15 protein-coding genes and 1 pseudogene are annotated in these 17,279 nt (G+C 56.8%); 8 read left to right on the top strand and 8 right to left on the bottom strand.

Annotated features, from left to right (window positions below):
• Window positions 1-58: 58 nt before the first annotated feature.
• From GA0061101_RS21040 to GA0061101_RS21030, 3 genes are all read right to left on the bottom strand, one after another.
• Window positions 59-472 (bottom strand): curlin, encoded by a 414-nt coding sequence (locus GA0061101_RS21040; protein WP_167669583.1) that lies wholly within the window; start codon window positions 470-472, stop codon window positions 59-61.
• 172 nt (window positions 473-644) lie between these two features.
• Window positions 645-1,043, bottom strand: coding sequence for a curli-like amyloid fiber formation chaperone CsgH (gene csgH / locus GA0061101_RS21035; RefSeq protein ID WP_092574806.1), 399 nt, complete (start codon window positions 1,041-1,043; stop codon window positions 645-647).
• Window positions 1,044-1,106: 63 nt separating this feature from the next.
• Window positions 1,107-1,544 (bottom strand): curlin, encoded by a 438-nt coding sequence (locus GA0061101_RS21030; RefSeq protein WP_092574805.1) that lies wholly within the window; start codon window positions 1,542-1,544, stop codon window positions 1,107-1,109.
• 752 nt (window positions 1,545-2,296) lie between these two features.
• On the opposite strand from GA0061101_RS21030, the pseudogene GA0061101_RS40225 reads away from it, so the two are divergent.
• Window positions 2,297-3,170, top strand: a pseudogene (locus tag GA0061101_RS40225) (IS5 family transposase); the annotation flags it as partial.
• A gap of 399 nt (window positions 3,171-3,569) precedes the next feature.
• On the opposite strand, the gene GA0061101_RS21020 reads toward GA0061101_RS40225, so the two are convergent.
• Both GA0061101_RS21020 and GA0061101_RS21015 read right to left on the bottom strand, forming a co-directional pair.
• Entirely contained in the window at window positions 3,570-4,928 is a 1,359-nt protein-coding gene (locus tag GA0061101_RS21020) for a sensor histidine kinase (protein WP_092574802.1), read from the bottom strand.
• On the bottom strand, window positions 4,915-5,592 hold the full coding sequence (locus tag GA0061101_RS21015) for a winged helix-turn-helix domain-containing protein (protein WP_092574800.1): 678 nt from the start codon (window positions 5,590-5,592) through the stop codon (window positions 4,915-4,917). Before GA0061101_RS21015 ends, GA0061101_RS21020 begins: the two co-directional genes overlap by 14 nt.
• A gap of 350 nt (window positions 5,593-5,942) precedes the next feature.
• Between GA0061101_RS21015 and GA0061101_RS21010 the strand changes: the two genes are divergently transcribed.
• Window positions 5,943-6,536 (top strand): YqaA family protein, encoded by a 594-nt coding sequence (locus tag GA0061101_RS21010; protein ID WP_092574799.1) that lies wholly within the window; start codon window positions 5,943-5,945, stop codon window positions 6,534-6,536.
• A 92-nt stretch (window positions 6,537-6,628) separates the two neighbouring features.
• Here the strand turns inward: GA0061101_RS21010 and GA0061101_RS21005 are convergent, their stop codons facing one another.
• The 3 genes from GA0061101_RS21005 to GA0061101_RS20995 all read right to left on the bottom strand — a co-directional run bounded on the left by GA0061101_RS21005 (window position 6,629) and on the right by GA0061101_RS20995 (window position 9,895).
• Window positions 6,629-7,654 (bottom strand): iron ABC transporter substrate-binding protein, encoded by a 1,026-nt coding sequence (locus tag GA0061101_RS21005; protein WP_092574797.1) that lies wholly within the window; start codon window positions 7,652-7,654, stop codon window positions 6,629-6,631.
• A 224-nt stretch (window positions 7,655-7,878) separates the two neighbouring features.
• Window positions 7,879-9,186, bottom strand: a complete 1,308-nt coding sequence (locus GA0061101_RS21000; protein WP_245297529.1) for a sensor histidine kinase — start codon at window positions 9,184-9,186, stop codon at window positions 7,879-7,881.
• Window positions 9,187-9,211: 25 nt separating this feature from the next.
• Complete coding sequence (locus tag GA0061101_RS20995; protein WP_092574794.1) at window positions 9,212-9,895, bottom strand: response regulator transcription factor; 684 nt, start codon at window positions 9,893-9,895, stop codon at window positions 9,212-9,214.
• A gap of 139 nt (window positions 9,896-10,034) precedes the next feature.
• Here GA0061101_RS20995 and GA0061101_RS20990 point away from each other — a divergent pair, with 139 nt between their 5' ends.
• The 6 genes from GA0061101_RS20990 to GA0061101_RS20965 all read left to right on the top strand — a co-directional run bounded on the left by GA0061101_RS20990 (window position 10,035) and on the right by GA0061101_RS20965 (window position 17,258).
• Entirely contained in the window at window positions 10,035-10,706 is a 672-nt protein-coding gene (locus GA0061101_RS20990) for a response regulator transcription factor (RefSeq protein WP_092574792.1), read from the top strand.
• Window positions 10,707-10,902: 196 nt separating this feature from the next.
• Window positions 10,903-12,048 (top strand): efflux RND transporter periplasmic adaptor subunit, encoded by a 1,146-nt coding sequence (locus GA0061101_RS20985; protein WP_280951435.1) that lies wholly within the window; start codon window positions 10,903-10,905, stop codon window positions 12,046-12,048.
• The gene (locus GA0061101_RS20980; RefSeq protein ID WP_092574789.1) at window positions 12,045-15,140 is read left to right on the top strand and encodes an efflux RND transporter permease subunit; all 3,096 of its coding nucleotides are present in this window, start codon (window positions 12,045-12,047) and stop codon (window positions 15,138-15,140) included. Before GA0061101_RS20985 ends, GA0061101_RS20980 begins: the two co-directional genes overlap by 4 nt.
• Before the next feature lie 176 nt (window positions 15,141-15,316).
• On the top strand, window positions 15,317-15,577 hold the full coding sequence (locus GA0061101_RS20975; protein ID WP_092574788.1) for a DUF1344 domain-containing protein: 261 nt from the start codon (window positions 15,317-15,319) through the stop codon (window positions 15,575-15,577).
• 243 nt (window positions 15,578-15,820) lie between these two features.
• On the top strand, window positions 15,821-16,405 hold the full coding sequence (locus GA0061101_RS20970; protein WP_141694106.1) for a phosphatase PAP2 family protein: 585 nt from the start codon (window positions 15,821-15,823) through the stop codon (window positions 16,403-16,405).
• Between the two features lie 598 nt (window positions 16,406-17,003).
• Window positions 17,004-17,258: a hypothetical protein gene (locus tag GA0061101_RS20965; protein WP_092574785.1), complete on the top strand. Its 255-nt coding sequence runs from the start codon at window positions 17,004-17,006 to the stop codon at window positions 17,256-17,258.
• The last annotated feature ends 21 nt before the right edge of the window (window positions 17,259-17,279 follow it).

Raw genomic sequence — 17,279 nt, 5'->3', positions numbered from 1 at the left:
CCAGCTCCCGCTGGCCCAAATTCGGGGTGCACCTCATTCGGGGCTAATGTGAACAGCCTTACCAGCCATAGCTGAAGGTAGCACCACTGCCGTTATCCCCATCCTGCACCACGTCGGTTTCAGTATTTCGCCCATACTGGAAAATGCCATAGGCATTGTTGTTGCCGTTCTGCCGCAATGTTGCGGAATGACCATTGCCTCGCTGCTGGATGAAGCCGAGATTGCCTCGGCCAGCTTGGGCAATGCCAGCCGCGTTACCCCGACCCAGCTGCCGGATGTCGGCGTCTTTCAGACCGCGGTAGAGCGAATAGACGCGCAGTCCGGTTGAGAAAAGACCCGCGTCCTCGGCATTGTCCGGCGCGAGGTTGAACGAGATCCGGCCGCCGGCATAGGCTGGAGCAGACAAGGCTACCAGCCCAAGGCTCCCGGCAAGAAGAGTGACGGTAAGGATCTTAAACACGTTGCGGGTCATCCTGATCTCCATTTGCCGGCTGCCTTGGCCGATGATCAACTTTCGCATCTTTAAGCTGAACCCTGTCGGAATTGCCCGTTCAGTTGTCGTTCAGTCGTTTCGGCCTGATCGAAAGCAAAAGGGCGCCAGAAACCGGCGTCCTTTTAAGGGATTTGCGGAGTGTAGAGGCCGATTAGTCGCCGCCGATCTGCTTCGTGCAGCTGAAGCTCTTATCCTCGATCACGACATCCAGTGTGGCTTTGTATTCGGCTCTTTTGGAGTCGAGCGTGACTGAGCTGAGGATTGCCGCATGTCCCGCTATGGCATCAAAATCGCCACTCTGGTTGATCGTGGAGCTTCCACTGTCTCCTGATTTGTCGACATGGAAGGTGTAAGTTCCGCCGACATGCTTGTCGGCGTGGACGAGCGCATCCAGTCTCACCATACCTGCTCCAGGTGTTACTTTGATTTCGCAAAGCAGCGTCTCGTCAGATTGGTTGGCAGTCGTCATTGCCGCAACGGCGCCGACGGGAAACAGGACCAGCGCGAGGATCGCCATCAGGCGACGTGGATGCTTGACGCTATTTGGCATGGGTCGTCTCCCTAATGGTTTGCTGCTGCGATCTTGACCTCTTTTACGTCATCGCGCAGCTGCTTACGGGCAGGCCTGGACGAAGGCCGCGACATTGCCGTTGCCGCCCTGGCTGACATTGGCGTTGCAGCCATGGCCGACTTGGACGCCAGCCGCGATGTTGCCATTGCCGTCCTGAGTGAGGATGCTTGTGTGGTTGGAGCCGAACTGGCCGATGCCGGCTACGTTGCGGTCGCCGCTCTGATAGGTGGCGCCATAGTTGTCATTGCCTTCCTGACCGACAGCCGAAAGGTTATGACGACCATATTGATGGCCGACAATCCGATTGTAGCCACCGTTCTGGTAGGTTCTGATCCGGTTTCCGTACCCCTCCTGCGCACCACCGGCAGAGTTCGACCAGCCATATTGTTCGATACGCACATCGTTGGCCATGGCGGGGGCTGCGGCGGCGAGGCCAACGAGAGCGACGAGTGCGGTTGCAATGAAAGACGTGCGGATCATGACTGTGTCTCCTCAGGCGGATAGACCGCGGTTGAACGTCTTTCTTTTAGACGCTCCCTCTGGAACGGAAGCTGAAGGCACTATTCAGTCGCGGTTCATTCGCAGAGATCGGCGCCCGCCTCCTCGCAATTAAACCGGCAAACCGGCCTGTTCAAATTCGATGCTTCACTGGTCGCTTTCGATAGAACTGTGATGAATGTATTCAATCACGGCTTTGCGCTCCCGCTTCGGTCTCTCCCGGCTGCCCACGCGGCCGCCCTCGAGCCGATTAGGCCGGGTTGCAATGGCTCGCTGAATGGCAGCTTTAAGGACGTGCAAGTTTCCACTCGAACGACCGACATGAGGTAGGAAGCCGCTCTTGGCCGATGTGCTGCTGAACGGCAGCTATCTTGGATTGAGGCTTCGAAGCAGCATGTCAGCTTCCGTGAAGAGTTTCGGGCGCCGTGAGGCGTACGAAAGTCCCCGAGGAAGGAACCCGCGGACCACAGTCGAAGGCTATGGCGATTTCAATCTGCGGCTCATGTGCGCGGTAGCAGGATCGCAGTCACGGAGTGGGATGTTGGATGCGGACAGCTCACTTCGTTGCGCGCCCGCGCGGCTTCCCAGGCCCGGCACCATGCTCGCCGCGACCCTGTCGGCGGCAATGATCACCACGGACGCATGTGGGTCGGTTGCCGGAGGCGCCTGCGGCTGAAGTCTTGACCATGCCATGCCGGATCATGAAGCCGTCTCCCGGTTCGTCGCGGTCGCATCCGGCGGTCCGCGCGGCTGGGTGCGCGCCACGACGCAAGACAAGAGGAAACCGGCCGCATTATTCGGATCTCGCCATCGATACGGCCCTGACGCTGGGCTTGGTGTTCGGACTTCGGCTGCAGCAGAGCGAAGGATTTTTGAGCTCCGTACTTGCGATGATGGGTTGGATCTGCCGGCGCCTGAGCACAGAACACTCAGCCGTCGGGCAAGAACCTGGAGTCCGCCCGTCAGGCGTAGCAATCGTCAGCCTCTGCCGTATGGTCCACTTTACATACTGGTCGACAGTACCGGGCTCAAGATCTATGACGCAGGCCGATGGCTGGAAGAAAAGCATGTTGCGAAGTCTCATTTTAGCTGGCGCAAACTGAATCTGTCGCTGGATGCCGGCAGTGGCGAGATCATTGCTCATAGGCTGACGGATCAGGACACGAGTGATGGCTCGTAGGTGCAGCGTTGCTCGCTTAAATTGAAGATGAGATTGGCCAGTTCACTGGCGATGGCGCCGATGATTTGGATTCAAGCTACAACGCGGTCCTGCGCCACAGCGTGCGATCAAAGAACTTCATTCCACCGCGCTCAACGGCGGTGACAACACAGGACGCTGCGCCGCCAAACCAACGGGATTGTCATGTCGCATCCATCCAGGCTGGTGGTCGGCTGAAAAGGCAGGCGACCACCGGTTACGGCAAGCGGGCTTTGGTAGAAACGGCGATGGGTCGATACATGGGGATCATCGTTCAGCGTTTGCGTGCCCGTTCATTCCGCACTCACCAGACAGAGGCTGCTGTGGGTGTTGCCGCTCTCAACCAAATGCTCGCCTGCATACGCCCGAGACCTGTTCGTTGCAAGGCAGTGACGGCGACATCGATGTGACCAACCCCATCAAAGACTAAATAGCGGCCACTTGCAGAGCCTTGCACCAAAACCTCAACTATGCCTTCACATATAGTGATCGCCGCCGTCGCAGGCAGGAGTGTCGTCACTCTTCTACAATCAGAAGCTGTAGTGGTGACCCGTCGGCCTAGCGGGAGCCGTCATTGGTGTCGGCTGGAACTATCTTTCCAGCTCCATAATTACCTGGCGGCGCAGGGTGACTTGCCAATTTTTGATACGCGAGGCCATCGACGCCGCCCTTTCTTGAAACCTTCTTGTTCATCCTCACCGAGAGGCAGTGACGGTTCAACTCGTTTCGGTCAACGAGACCTGCGACGTCGTGTCTGAACGCTCTGTGACTCCGGGGGTGACCTCGAGTGGAATTCGTCACGGGTGGGATCAAGCTTTTGGAAAATATAATGCAACCCGCAGTCCTGGACTACGGTCCTCAAGCGCAATGCGGGCCGCGTGAAGATCGGCGATCGCCTTGACAAGACTGAGGCCCAATCCGTTGCCTGGCGTCGTTCGGCTCTTGTCCAGTCGGTAGAGGCGCCGGAAGACAAGCTCGCGCTCCTCTTCAGGTATGCCTATTCCGCTGTCAGCGACACACGCGCGATAAAAGCCCGCTTCATAGGTGAGCGACATGATAATCGTGGTGTCGCGAGGACAATGCGTTATCGCGTTTTCGACGAGGTTGACGAAGAGTTGGGTGAGCAATTCTCGGTCGCCATTGATTATGCAGGGACGGGCGACAAGGGGTGCCAATTTCAGCGTCTGAAAGTTATCTTCCGCAACGTCCGTGTAAATCTCAGCGACAGACGTCATCACCTCCCAGAGGTCGACCGCTTTGAAACGGGTCTTTCGCGCGCCTGCTTCAATTTGTGAAATCCGAAGCAGAGCCTCAAAAGTGGCATTGATTCTGGCAATCTCATCCCTGGCGTCGAACATGAGATCTTCGACATCCTTGGATTCGTCCAGTCGTTGAAGCGACTGCTCAATCGTTAAGCCGAGCCGATTGAGCGGCGTCTTCAGATCGTGGGCGATGTCCGCACTGACCTGCCGCATACCTTCGACAAGTCCGGAAAGGCGCGCAAGGGCCTGGTTCATGTGTGTGGAGACAACGTCGATGTCGTCGCCTCTACCAACGATGGGAATGCGCCGGGAGAGATTTCCGGCTGAGACTTCAATCATGGTTTGCTCTATGGAATCAAGCCGTCGTTGCGTGCGTCTCGCCAGCAAGGTTCCCCCAAAAACCACTGTTGCCACTATGATAATCGCCGCCCACGAGAAACTCATCAGCGCAATTTGCTCGATGCGATCGATTTCGCGATAGCTTTGACCAACAACCAGATTGTTGCCACCGACGCTGCCGGCCATGACCCTAATCGGATCTTCTTCTTCCAAGCCCAGCTGCGCCGCGGGTATGGCCGAAAGTCCCGGCTCGATGTGGGCTGCACTGACATTACCTGCAAGCTTCTCCCCCTGGGGATCGAGCAGGAGAAAAACCTGATCTTCCGGCCGCTTCAGGGTCGAATAGGTAGACACGGCTGCAACGAGATCTTCGAGGTCGTTGGCGGAAAAAGTCGATGCGACGACTGAATATGTATCTTTGATCGACACGTCGAGCGACCTTGCGAGCTCGCGCTTCATAAGACCGTAGGCAACCAGTCCGGTAATGAGGAATGCGACAATGAAGAAGAGCCCGAAGGAAAGCGCAAGCCGAAAAGGCGTACTGCGTAACAACCTACCGCGGTGCATGTATGCAGTATCCGGTATTTCGGACCGTGTGGAGAAGGGCCTCCTCGAACGGTTTATCGATCTTCGCCCGCAGCCTGCTGATATGGGTTTCGACGACACTGGTCTTCGGATCAAAATGAAAATCCCACACACGCTCTAAAAGCATTGTTCGTGTCAAAACCCGCCCTTCGCCGCGCATGAGAACCTCTAGGAGGGTAAACTCACGGGGTTGGAGGTCAATGGAAATTCCTTGTCTATGGACCTGGCGCTTTGCGATATCGAGCTCCAGATCCGCGATTTTTAGAACGGTCTTCTGGTCCTGAACCGGCGGTCGGCGCGCCAGTGCATTGAGACGTGCGATGAGTTCGGAAAAAGCAAATGGCTTTGTGAGATAGTCGTCGCCACCGGCCTCAAGTCCCTCGACCCGATCATCGACGCCGCTCAGCGATGTCAGAAAGAGGGCTGGTGTCTTGATCTTTGCCGCCCTTGCGGCCTTCACCAGCGAGAGCCCATCCAGGCCGGGGATCATCCGATCGACGACGAGAATGTCGTATGGCTCCCTGGTTATCTGGAAAAGCGCATCGATACCATCTTTGATAATTTCGCAGCTATGGCCGGCCTCGTTGAGCCCGCGCGCGATATAGTCCGCGGTTTTCGGATCGTCTTCCACCAAGAGAATCTTCATGACCTGTTGGGCCCCTCATCTACGCGACTGCTCTATCGACAAGATGTGCCCTAAGAAAGTGTCCACAACCTGAACGGCATCTTACAAATCCGTAAGATCGCCGTGCGGTCATAAGCCATTCTTACGAAACATTAAGTTCCAGGCAAAGATCTCGTAAGGAGAGTGCCATAGCGTCGCCGGAACTTGCTGCCCCGCGTGCTTAGTACGCAGTATGGCAGGCATCTCTACAGTTTGCACAATATCATCCCGCGATTAAAGGCAAATCGCCTGAATTCCTTGAGGTATCGCAGCTTATTTTTCATCAGCAGCACCCAAAGGCAACCAAACCACGAATATGCCGAAAGAAAAAAATGCTACATCGACTCTATGCGTGGGCAGCCGGCCTAAGCACCAGCAAATCAGCGGAAGCCTGGCTCGCCGGGATCGCCTTTGTCGAAAGTTCCGTTTTCCTGGTTCCCGCCGATGTACTTTTTATCCCGATGGTATTGGCTCGCCCTGAACGGGCCTACCGACTGGCCGCTGTCGCAACGATTGCGTCAGTCGCCGGCGGAATTGCGGGTTGGCTCATGGGATTTTATGCCTATGAAGCAATTGCTCGACCCGTGCTTGCTTTCTATGGAAAGCAGGAGGCCTTCGAACATCTGCGCTCCTATGTCGACACCCGATGGATTGCCTTGCTTCTTTTGAGCTCTGGATTTACACACTTCCCGCCAATCAAGGTTGTGACAATCCTATCGGGCGTGGTGCACGTAAATCTGCTCGTTTTCATATGCCTGGCAACAATCGCGAGAGGCGCAAGATTCTTTCTGCTCGGCGCTTTGCTGCAGCGCTATGGGGCAGTCGCATTGACGTTCATCAAGAAAAGACGCTCATCAATATTCGCCATCTCGGCGGTGGCGGTTGTCGTCGCGTTGCTGGGCTACGGGTTGGTAAGGCAATTGTAGCCACGATCGTTGCTATTTACGAGCGATGAGGCCGCCCTCGAGAAGAGCGGCCAGAGACTTTCAGTCTATCGTTTAATCACACGACTTAGCGGTTACAGGATTCCTGCCGCCGTCATCAGGTCGGTAACCTTCTTGCTGTTCAGCTTGGACGGCTCGACCTTCGGTGCCTGCAGGTCCGTCAGCGGCACCAGCTTCGGGTTGGAAGCGTCGCCATTGCCGACGGCATATTCATAGGAGTCGCCATCGCGCAGAACGGCCTGGCCGCCCTTGCCGGTGATCCACTTCAGAAACGCCTGGGCTTCCTTCTGATGCTGGCTGGAGGCCAGAACCGCACCGCCGGAGATGCTGACAAATGCGCCCGGATCCTGATGCTTGAAGTAGTGGAGGGCAACGTTCTTGCTGTTTTCAGCGGTCTTGGCCTGATCGCCGAACCAGTAATAGTGATAAATCACCGCGCCTTCGATCTCGCCGGCATTGACAGCCTTCATGGCAACGCTGTTGCCCTTGTAGAAGCTGGCGTTTGCCTTCATCGCCTTCAGCCACGAGCGGGTAGCATCCTCGCCCTTCAGCTCCAGAAGCGCGCTGATGATCGCCTGGAAATCGGCGCCAGCCGGAGCGCCGCCCCAGCGGCCCTTCCACTTCGGATCGGCCAGATCGAGCAGCGACTTCGGCAGATCGGCTTCCTTCAGCTTGGTCTTGTCATAGGCGAAAACCGTCGAGCGTGCGGCAACGCCGACCCAATTGCCATCGGCTGACTTGAAGGTTTCCGGCACCTGAGCGAGCGTCGCGGCATCGACTGGCGCAAAGAGCTTGTTGGAATCGACCAGCGTCATGCCAGGCGAATTTTCCGTCAGATAGACGTCTGCAGGGGAAGCGGCGCCTTCCTGGATGATCTGGTTGGCGAACTGCATGTCGCTGCCGTTGCGAATGGTAACCTTGATGCCGGTTTCCTTGGTGAAGCCGTCGGCCCATGCCTGCGTCAGCGTCTCGTGCTGGGCGTTATAGACCACGATGCCCGTGGGTTCGACAGCGTTGGCCACGCTGGAGGAGAGGATTGTCCCGGCAAGCGCTGTCGTGAGAGCAAATAGAGTACGTGTGACAAAGCTAAGAGATTTCATTGACTTATGGCCCCCAATCGGTTGATCTTCGAGCTACAAATCTCATTGTTGACTATTATATTCAAGAATTTTATTTGCCTTGGCCGGATATTTAATTCCAGCATCTTGCGATTGGCTTCAGGTTCCTTTCAGGTAAATATGCGCCGCGCCAACAGCGAGCGATCCTCTTGCCGCCTGCGAGCAGATCGCTGGTTCAAGGCCCGAGCTATCCCAATCTGATTTTTCTAATGGAAGGTAAGACGGACACGCGTTCCTATCGCCGGAGTCGTGATCTCCAGGCGCATCCCGTGGAGCCTGGCAATTGCCGCGACAAGGCTTAAGCCCAACCCGTTGCCAGGGGCGTGTCGGCTTTTTTCGGCTCTGTAAAACCGGCGAAGCACGGCTTCGGCGTCCTCAGCGCGGATCCCTATGCCTGTATCCTCGACAGTCACCGTTGCTAGGTGACCGGTCCCGTCGACGTGGACGGTTGCACGCCCTCCCTTCGGTGTGAACTTGATCGCATTGTCGATCAGATTGGCGATCGCTTCAAAGAGCAGGCTAGGGTCGCCAGAGATGATTGCAGGCTCTTCCGTGCCTGAGGTGCATGTCAGTGTGACGCCGCATTCGTCGGCAGCCGGCTCGAAGAGATCAACTGCATCGCCTGCGATCGCCTTGAGATCAATATCAATGAAGCCAGATCTCCGCAGACCATCCTCCACCTCCGATATCCGCAGAAGCGCGCCAAACGTTTTGAGAATACCGCGAATTTCCTCGAGCGCTTCGTCGACATAGCCATGATACTCATCAATGCTGGTGGCGCGCCGGCGCGCGCGCTCCAAGCTACCCAAGAGGCGCGTCAGCGGCGTTCGCATGTCGTGGGCAATGTTGTCGCAAACGCCCTTCACTTCCTGCATCAGGCGCTCGATTTCGTCGAGCATTTCATTAACAACCTTGGCAAGACGATCGATATCGCCCCCGGCGCGACCTGTCGGCAGTCGGCGCTTGAGGTCACCCTTCATGATCTGCACGGCAGCGCCGGATATTTCGTCCAGCCGCCGAACCGCGCCCAACCCAACGGCGATCGCGCCAACGAGTCCCAGGATGGCTGTCGCCAGCGAGGCAAATAGTGTGGCATTTTCGAGCCGTTCGCGAAATTCGCGTTGCTCATGCAGACTTTGCGCGACGAGAATAGAGCCGCCATCAGGGCGCCGATGCAGATAGCCCCTGTAATGGGCTCCTCTTGATGTGCCATGGTCAACAAAATCGAAGGGGGCCTCAAACGTCGGTTTCTCCGGGTAGGTAAGCTTGTTTCCCGCGACCAGCTTTCCGCTCTGATCGAAGAGCGAGAACGGCCGCTCGATAGTTGTCGAATCCTGGCTTCGCGCCGATAGACGCAAGACGACTTCGTCGGTGGGAAGGATTTGGAGCGATTGCATCTCGCGCGTGAGCCATTCATCGCTTCGCTGATCGAGAAAGTCGCGCATCTGCCAGTCGACAAACAGGAACAACGCACTCGCGGCCGCGCCAAAAACAAGCAGGAAAGCTAGCGCCAATCGGAAGCCGCTTGTCCGAAAAAGTTCAATTGGCCGCATCGAGAACATAACCTGAACCACGCAGAGTTCGGATCAGAGGGGTGAAACCCGGGAGATCGAGCTTCTTGCGAAGTTTGCTGATATGGACGTCTATGACGTTGGTGGCTTCACCATAGCGATAATGCCAAACCTCTTCGAACATCATTGTGCGCGTGACGATCTGGCCGGAATGCCGTGCCAGATATTCGAGCAATTGATACTCTCGAGGGAGAAGATCAATGGCGCGGCCCGCCCGGCTCGCGGTGTGCGTCAGTAGATTGATCTCAAGATCGCCAACTCTCAGAACTGTTTCCTGGGTCGTATTCGTCCGCCGGCGCATCAGGACGTCCAGCCGCGCCGTGAGTTCGAGCGCTTCAAATGGCTTTGTCAAATAGTCGTCGCCACCCGCCTTGAGACCGCGTACACGCTCGTCGACAGCAGAGAGCGCGCTCAGGATCAGAACCGGCGTCTGTACAGAGGCCGCGCGCAAGGCAGCCAGCAAACCAAGGCCATCCAATGTACCGGGCAGCATCCGGTCGAGCACGATCGCATCGAATGTGCCAGAAATGGCATTGATGAGGCCATCGTGGCCATCGATCGCCCGCATGACGGTGCAGCCGTGATCGACAAGTGCTGCCTCGATCTCCGATGCTGTTCCCTGATCGTCCTCCACTACGAGTATCTTCGACACATTTCCTCCAAGAACGCTGGCTACCTTCCCCGCATTATCCAGATAAACAACCTATCGTGAATGCCGGTTCGCCCGGACATTAAATCAATTTCATCTTCGCAAGCGCTGGGAATGACGTGTTGTCTATAATGAGGATTGAATGCGCCTGCTGGTAGTGGAAGATGATGACCGAAGTGCGGCCTATTTGAAGCGGGGGCTCTCGGAGGCGGGCCACGTCGTGGATGTGGCAACCGATGGCGAGCTCGGTCTCGCGCTCGCGATGGAGCTGATTTATGACGGGCTGGTTGTTGATCGGCTCCTGCCCAAGCTTGACGGCGTCGAGCTGGTCAGGCGTCTTCGAGAGATGAAGGTCAATGTGCCTGTGATCATGGTCAGCGCATTGGCCAGTTCGATGGATCGGGTCGAAGGGCTGCGTGCCGGCTGCGATGACTATCTCGCCAAGCCCTTCTTCTTCTCGGAGCTACTTGCCCGCATCGAAGCGATTACCAAGCGCTTCATAGCTGAAGGTCATGAAAGCACATTGGTCGTCGGCGAACTGTCTCTGGATATCAGGCGGCGGATTGCTCGCAGGAAGGAACGCGTTATCGATCTTCAGTTCAGAGAGTTCCTCCTTTTGCAAACCCTCATGCGAAATGCGGGTTCGGTGGTAACTCGTACCATGCTTATGGAAGCAGCCTGGGACTATGCGTTCGATCCCCGTGGCAACATCGTCGATATGCATGTCCACCGTTTGCGCAAGAAGATCGACATGGGGGCGATGACGAGCATGATCACCACGGTCCCAGGTGCCGGGTACCTCATCAAGCCTTGACACGTATTCGCGGCGAAACATAAAAAAAAATTCATGCTGGCGCGAATTACCCGCCATTTGCAATCCGCCAAATTCCAGAGCAACCCTCGGAGGGCTGTCGTCCCGCCGAGCACTTCTAAACGCTTGATGGAGTATTGCAGTGGATCATCCCCGCATAGGGTCAAATGGATCACGTAAAAGATTGTATCTCCTGGGGATGTGCGCTGTCGCGGTTGTCGGGTCGGCTGCCGCGTATCTGGTCTCTTGGCCGCAGCCTGGTCTGAGCAAAACCAGAGCGCCTGCCGTCGAGCGCGCGCCGGTTCCGGTACAGACAGCCAAAGCGACTACGAGGGATTTGCCAGTCATGCGCAGTGGCCTGGGCGTGGTCTCACCTTTGACTGCCGTCGATGTGAAGGTCCGGGTCGAAGGTCAGCTTCAACGCATAGCCTTCGCCGAGGGGCAGGACGTCAAAGCCGGAGACGTTTTGGCGACGATCGACCCGCGGCCCTATGAAGCGGCGGTGGCGCAGGCGCAGGCCGACTATGATAAGGAACTCGCCCAGCTGGAACAGGCCAAAATCGATGACGCCAGAGCGCGGAAGCTCACGACGACGGGCAGCGGCACGACCCAGGCCGCCCAAACCGCGGCGGCTCAGGTCAAAGTCATGGATGCCACGGCAGCCTCGGGAAAGGCGGTACTGGATACCGCGAAACTCAATCTTGAATTCGCAACCATCACGGCTCCGATCAGCGGCAGAGTAGGCTTGCGCCAGCAGCAAGAGGGCGCCATCCTCCATGCCACTGATACGAGCGGCGTGGTAACCGTCACGCAGATGCGTCCCATCGCTGTCGAGTTCTCGCTGACGCAGGATGATCTTCCCGATTTGATCGCGGGCCAGGCGAAGGGGCCGTTGCTCGTACAAGCATTCAGTCGCGACGGCGCCAAACACCTGGCTGATGGGAAACTAAGCGCGGTCGATAGTCAGGTCGACTCTTCGACTGGCATGGTGAAGTTAAAGGCCGTATTTGCCAATGATGACCTAACACTTTGGCCGGGTGAGCTGATAACCGCAAACATAAGATTGCGTACTGATCCGAATGCGACAGTCGTGCCGTCTTCGGCGATTCAGAATGGCCAGACTGGACCGTATGTCTTCGTGGTGAAGCCCGATAACAAGGTCTCGACCGCATCGGTGGCCACGGGCGGCGCCTATTCAGGTCTCGTCGCGATAACGCAGGGCATCGCAAGCGGCGAAACGGTCGTAACCTCCGGTCAATCCAGGCTTTCAGACGGAACGTTCGTCTCGACCGAGAATGCTGACGGCAAAAAGTTGGCAGCGGTCGGCGAGGAGAAGGTCCAATGAACATTTCTGCTATTTTCATAAACCGCAGGATCGGAACATGCCTGATGGCCGCAGGCCTTCTGATCGTTGGTTCCATTGCTTACAACTTGCTGCCTGTCGCGTCATTGCCGCAGGTCGATTTCCCCACGATCCAGATTTCGAGCTCTCTTCCTGGGGCAAGCGCGGAAACGATGGCGACTTCGGTTGCAACACCATTGGAAAACCAACTTTCGACGATCTCGGGTGTATCTCAAATGACGTCGACGAGCTCGTCCGGGCGGACTTCGATTACGCTGCAATTCGATCTGAACAGGGATATAAACAGCGCCGCACAGGACGTTCAAGCGGCAATCAGTGCGACCAGCGGTCAGTTACCCAAGGATCTCCCCGCTGCTCCGACCTTCCACAAGAGCAATCCGGCGGAAGCGACGATTCTCACTTTGGCGCTGACGTCCGATCGAATCCCGACGACCGAACTCGATCACTATGCGGAAGACATCATCGCCCAGCAGGTTTCGCAGATGAATGGCGTCGGGCTCGTGGACTACCACGGGCCGCAGCGGCCGTCGATCCGAATTCAGCTCGATCCGGACAAGGTCGCCGCGCGCGGGTTGACGCTCGAAGACGTCCGAAACGCTGTCGGCGCTCAGACCGTCAACCAGCCCAAGGGGCAACTGGTCGGCAATGGAAGGACCACCGTCTTGGATGCAACCGACCAGATCATGGACGTCCAGGCGTTTCGTTCGATGGTGATCGCCTACAAGAATGGATCGCCCATCCGAGCTGGCGACATCGGGACTGTTGTATCCGGTCCGGAAGATGTCAACCAGGCGGCGTGGTTGCAGGATACCCGTTCGGTCATGCTCGACGTTCATAAAATGGCGGGCTCGAATGTGCTGGACACCATACAAGGGATCAAAGCCAAGCTGCCGCAGATGGAGGCGGCGCTACCAGCGGGCATCAAACTCTCGGTCGTTGCTGACAGGTCGGGCATGATCCAGACCTCGGTGGATGACGTGAAAACAACGATCCTGATCACCATTGGGCTCGTGGTGCTGGTGATTTTCAGCTTCCTGCGGAATCTGTGGGCGACGATCATCCCGGCGGCAACCATTCCGCTGTCTTTGATCGGCACTTTCGCCATCATGTATGTTGCAGGCTATAGTCTCGACAATCTGTCGCTGATGGGACTGACCATCGCAGTCGGGTTTGTCGTCGACGATGCCATCGTTGTCATTGAGAACGTGATGCGTCACGTCGAAGAAGGAAAGTCCACGCTCGAAGCGGCTATCGAAGGGTCGCGGGAGGTGGGATTCACCATCGTCTCCATGACCGTCTCCCTGGTGGCTGTTTTCATCCCCATTCTTCTGATGGGTGGCATTGTCGGCCGACTCTTCCGCGAATTCGCGGTGACGATCAGCGTCGCGATCATCATTTCGGGGCTGGTGTCGCTGACTGTCACGCCGATGATGTGCGCCTGGCTGATCAAGCACGACCATAATCAGCCGCATGGTGCCCTTTTCCGTTGGTCGGAAACCTTCTTTGAAAGGTGCACGGCGGGGTACGGCAAGGTGCTCGATGTCGTCCTGCGCTACCGCGCCGTCACGCTGGCCGTCGCTTTGGCGACCATGGTAGCCACCGGATGGCTTTACGTTTCCATACCAAAGGGATTTATCCCACAACAGGACACCGGATGGGTTCAAGGGCAGGCGCAGGCGGCCACAGACATTTCTTTCGCGGATATGTCGACCAAGATGCAGGCGCTTGCACAGGTCGTGATGGCTGATCCCGCCGTCGACAACGTTGCCTATTGGATCAATCCGAGCCCCTCGGCAAGCGTCGGCCAGATTCAAATAAACCTGAAACCAATCGGCACACGAGACCCCGCCTCAGCGGTGTTGGCGCGTCTGCGAGCGGCAACGGCGGGCTTGGAAGGTTTGACCGTTGGTCTTCAGATTCGCCAGGACATTCAGATCGGCGGGCGCGCGTCGGCCTCGCAGTATCAATACACTCTTCAGGATCCGGATACAGCGGAGCTCGACAAATGGGCCGCGACGATGACCAAGGTGCTGAAGAGCCTGCCAGAGCTTCAAGACGTGATCTCCGATAAGCAAAAGGCAGCCACAAGCGCCACGCTCGATATAGATCGCTCGACAGCCTCGCGTCTGGGTGTAAACGTTTCTCAAATCGATCAGACGCTTTATGATGCCTTTGGGCAGCGGCAGATCGCGACGCTATATACACAGGTCAGTCAATATCATGTCGTGATGGAGCTTGCGCCAGAATTTGCCCTGTCGCCCGAGGCGCTATCGCATCTCTACGTGAAATCGTCCACCACCGGTAAACTCGTACCGTTGAGCATGCTCGGATCGCTGAAAACTGGCGTTTTGCCCGTATCCATAAATCATCAAGGATCCATGCCGGCAACGACGATCTCCTTTAATATCAAACCCGGCAATGCACTGAGCGACGCCGTCACAGCTATCAAATCGGCCGAGACCAGCGCAGGCATGCCAGCGACGGTGATGGGCTCGTTCCAAGGAACAGCACAGGCCTTTCAGGACTCGCTGCAAAGCCAGCCCTGGCTGATCCTGGCGGCCGTCGTGGCAGTCTACATCGTGCTAGGTATTCTCTATGAGAGCGCGATACATCCGCTCACGATCATTTCCACGCTGCCTTCTGCAGGCCTCGGTGCGCTGTTGGCTCTGAAGCTTGCCAATCTGGATCTATCGATCATGGGAATGATCGGAATCATTCTGCTGATCGGGATTGTCAAGAAGAATGCGATCATGATGATCGACTTTGCCCTGGACGCCGAACGAACCCAGAATTTGGCGCCACAAGATGCCATACGCCAAGCCTGCATGCTGAGGTTCCGGCCCATCATGATGACGACGTTCTCGGCATTGTTCGGGGCAGTCCCGTTGGCATTGGGAACCGGGCCTGGATCCGAATTGCGCGTACCTCTCGGTATTGCGATTGTTGGCGGGCTTGTCGTATCGCAGGCGCTGACCCTGTTTACGACACCGGTGATCTATCTGGCGTTCGACAAACTGCAGGGAAGGCGTGCGACTCAGCCATCGCATTTGCAGGCCGCGGTCGGTTCGATCTGACGGAAAATCGCTCCGCGAGCCAATGGCACTCGATATCTCATGCGATATCCAATTTGTAAGAATTAGGCAAAGTGCCGAGAAGAATCGCAGCTTAGATTTCGCGGGCGGTTGGCGATGCCGGCCTAAGGCCGCTCAAGGCTGCAATAGTGAGTCCTGTAAAATCAAAGGAGTGAATTATGCTGAAGAAGTCGTTGGCGATCGCTGTTATCGCCACCTCGACCCTCACTGCGGGAATGGCGATGGCCCGTAATGAAACTGGAACGATCACCAATATCGACGTCAAGGCGGACCAGATTACGCTGTCCACGGGGACAACGGTCAAACTGCCTGAGAACATTGAGGCCGAGTCGTTCAAAGTCGGCGAGAAGGTCTCGGTCCGATACGCGGTCCAGAAATCCGGCGTCTCACAGGCTTCAAAGGTGACTCCCGCAAAGTAGGCGGTGCTTTCAAAGGCGGTTGCATGGCAATGCGATCTCGCCGGGGACCGGGCACGTATAGCCCGGTCCTGTTCGCCAATCCTTCAGGGCTTTGTCAGCGATGTCGCGCATATCAGTATCGATATTGGTAGATCGGCAAGGAAATCAGTGTATCGAGACAGTCGAACCGGCAACGCTCCGGCGTTGGTAAGAATAGCAGCTGTGATTTGCGTGGGTATTGCTTGCGCGCTTGCCGTGGGCGTCATGAGCGGTCAGACTTGGCCTCTCGACAACGAAGTTCTCCTTGCCCTGCGTAGGAGCGCGGATGCGCAGCTTCCTATCGGCCCAACATGGCTGCCCGACGTCATGATCAATCTCACCAATTTTGGCAGTTCAGCGGTCACAGGGTTCGTCGCAGCAGCATTGGCGATGTTTCTGCTCGCAAACGCAGCATATCGAGAGGCTGCATTCATCGGGCTCCTTTTCGGTGGCGCAGAACTGCTGGGCAACGGTATCAAACCTCTGATAGGTCGGGCGCGGCCTGATGTTGTTTCGCATTTGGTGACCGCAAGCGGACAGAGCTTTCCCAGCGGTCACTCTACGCTCTCTTCCGCAGTCTATATTGGCCTCGCGTTGCTCTTTGCCTCGCGGCTGCAGTCAAGGACAGGACGACGGGCATTTCTGGGCTTGGCGATTGTGATGACGGGCTTGGTGGGCTTTTCGCGCGTTTTTCTCGGCGTTCACTTTCCAACCGACGTTATCGGGGGATGGGGCATGGGGGCAGGGTGGTCGCTTCTGCTCTGGAGCATTTGGGTCCGTTGCAGGCCACAAGCGCCTTCGAAAGATTGAATGCGGGCAAGAGGTACGCCGTCACCAGCGTTGCCTCCCGCGTCGGATGCTCGTGGCGAAGAATCGATGAACGCTAAGGCAAATGAAATCCTCTCCATGTTTGTTCCGTCGATGGAAGGAACATAGCGTCAAGAACGTTATCTCGGCTTTATCCTGACAGCAGGCGAGCCGCCCCGCTATAAGGCTGTTCCCCAACATCTTCCCATTTTTGTCAATAGACTGCACAGAATGCTGACCAAGGAGGGATACCCAACAGGGCTCGTGCAGCCAACGTCGTTCCATTGGCAGGTTGCGTCGGCGTTCTTGCAGAGAGCCTTGGGCGCCCAGTCCGAAGTGCTCTCAGGTGATGGCGTTGGGGAGAGATAAATCAGCGAAACGGACCGGGGAGCGGTCCCGCACTATGACATCAATCCGAGCCCAACGCTCGGGAAGACAGGTTCTCTTCGATCGAAAGACATGGGTCGCGCCTATGGACTGCCTTGGCCACTTTACGAAACTGTAAACTGACAGACAGGTGCGGGCGAGAATTGGAGGTTAGCAGTGACCGGGCCTGGCGTCTTAGGGCCTCTCACAAATATCGATCAATAGGACAAATCCGATGAAGAATCTCATTTTGCCAATCATTGTGCTTGCGGCCGGCATTTATGCGGCAAGTGCGGCGCAGGCTGCGAACGTGCCATGCGAGGAAGCGCTGAAGGAGTTACGCGCGGCAGAAGCCTCAGCGAAGCCGAGCGATGCCGACAAAGCAAAGATTTCCGAACTGGAAGCAAAGGGTGTCGAGCGTTGCAACGCTGATGACGACAAACGCGCCGATGAATTCTTCAGCCAGGCGATGAAGATCCTGGGCAAGTGACGTTTGCTCGATCCACGTGAA

Source organism: Martinezella lusitana (assembly GCF_900094565.1).
In the GTDB taxonomy this organism is placed as follows: domain Bacteria; phylum Pseudomonadota; class Alphaproteobacteria; order Rhizobiales; family Rhizobiaceae; genus Rhizobium; species Rhizobium lusitanum.
The sequence above is the reverse complement of the archived record's forward strand: the minus strand, read 5'-3'. Positions and strand labels throughout refer to the sequence as shown.

What these genes read in the sequence shown, in the direction of transcription:
- GA0061101_RS21040 (WP_167669583.1), bottom strand. Translation starts at nt 472, where the DNA reads ATGACCCGCAACGTGTTTAAGATCCTTACCGTCACTCTTCTTGCCGGG.
- csgH (WP_092574806.1), bottom strand. Translation starts at nt 1,043, where the DNA reads ATGCCAAATAGCGTCAAGCATCCACGTCGCCTGATGGCGATCCTCGCG.
- GA0061101_RS21030 (WP_092574805.1), bottom strand. Translation starts at nt 1,544, where the DNA reads ATGATCCGCACGTCTTTCATTGCAACCGCACTCGTCGCTCTCGTTGGC.
- GA0061101_RS21020 (WP_092574802.1), bottom strand. Translation starts at nt 4,928, where the DNA reads ATGCACCGCGGTAGGTTGTTACGCAGTACGCCTTTTCGGCTTGCGCTT.
- GA0061101_RS21015 (WP_092574800.1), bottom strand. Translation starts at nt 5,592, where the DNA reads ATGAAGATTCTCTTGGTGGAAGACGATCCGAAAACCGCGGACTATATC.
- GA0061101_RS21010 (WP_092574799.1), top strand. Translation starts at nt 5,943, where the DNA reads ATGCTACATCGACTCTATGCGTGGGCAGCCGGCCTAAGCACCAGCAAA.
- GA0061101_RS21005 (WP_092574797.1), bottom strand. Translation starts at nt 7,654, where the DNA reads ATGAAATCTCTTAGCTTTGTCACACGTACTCTATTTGCTCTCACGACA.
- GA0061101_RS20990 (WP_092574792.1), top strand. Translation starts at nt 10,035, where the DNA reads ATGCGCCTGCTGGTAGTGGAAGATGATGACCGAAGTGCGGCCTATTTG.
- GA0061101_RS20985 (WP_280951435.1), top strand. Translation starts at nt 10,903, where the DNA reads ATGTGCGCTGTCGCGGTTGTCGGGTCGGCTGCCGCGTATCTGGTCTCT.
- GA0061101_RS20980 (WP_092574789.1), top strand. Translation starts at nt 12,045, where the DNA reads ATGAACATTTCTGCTATTTTCATAAACCGCAGGATCGGAACATGCCTG.
- GA0061101_RS20975 (WP_092574788.1), top strand. Translation starts at nt 15,317, where the DNA reads ATGCTGAAGAAGTCGTTGGCGATCGCTGTTATCGCCACCTCGACCCTC.
- GA0061101_RS20970 (WP_141694106.1), top strand. Translation starts at nt 15,821, where the DNA reads ATGAGCGGTCAGACTTGGCCTCTCGACAACGAAGTTCTCCTTGCCCTG.
- GA0061101_RS20965 (WP_092574785.1), top strand. Translation starts at nt 17,004, where the DNA reads ATGAAGAATCTCATTTTGCCAATCATTGTGCTTGCGGCCGGCATTTAT.